Genomic DNA, 896 nt, shown 5'->3' with positions numbered 1-896 from the left:
TGGGTTGAACGCCGGTAGTGACAACGTCGGGTTGTTCAACTCCGGCACCGGTAACCGCGGGTTGTTCAACTCCGGCATCGGCAACACCGGTATCGGCAACACCGGTGAGTACAACACCGGTATCGGCAACACCAGCGTCGCCAACACCGGTATCGGCAACACCGGCAGCGGCAACGCCGGTTTCGGCAACACCGGCAGCAACAACACGGGAAGTTTCAACGTCGGCAGCTTCAACACCGGCAGTGCCAACTCGGGTCACCTGAACACCGGAAGCTTCAACGCCGGCAGTATCAACACCGGCTTCGCCAACGTCGGCGACATCAACACCGGTTCGTTCAACACCGGCAGCAGGAACTTCGGCGCATTCAACCTGGGCGACGACGTAGGGGCGGACGGCTACCACATCACGCTCAATTTCCCGGCGATTCCGATCGACCTACTGGCGTACACGAACGTGGCGATCCCGATCACCGGTCAGTTCGACCCGATCACCGTCTACCCGATCATTGTCAACGTTCCGGTCAACATGAATGCGCTTGGCCTCGTCACCATCTCCGGAACTGTCCCGTCCGCAATCGTGGAACCGATCGTCATCAACCCGATCGTCCTGATGGACGTCGTATACGGGGCGGACTTCGCGATGCCCATCCAGATGAATTTCCTTGGCCAACTCCAACTGGGCATCCCGGGGTTGTCCGGCTTCGGCAACTCCTCCGGAACGGTGTCGTCGGGTTTCTTCAACGGGAATGCCACCGGCACGTCCGGGTTCTTCAACTCGAGCGATCTGAGTTCGGGCTTTGCCAACGCCAACGGGGCGCTGACGTCGGGCTGGTACAACTCCGGCACGTTGCTGTCCGGCGTCCAGAACCTCGGCAACGCCATCTCCGGTATCGCCA

1 pseudogene is annotated in these 896 nt (G+C 60.6%); it reads left to right on the top strand.

The features are described from left to right. A pseudogene (locus BST27_RS30640) lies at window positions 1–896 on the top strand (pentapeptide repeat-containing protein); the annotation flags it as partial.

The sequence above is a fragment of the Mycobacterium intermedium genome (genome assembly GCF_002086275.1).
GTDB classification, from domain to species: Bacteria; Actinomycetota; Actinomycetes; order Mycobacteriales; family Mycobacteriaceae; genus Mycobacterium; species Mycobacterium intermedium.
This window is presented reverse-complemented; position numbering and strand designations above follow the sequence as displayed.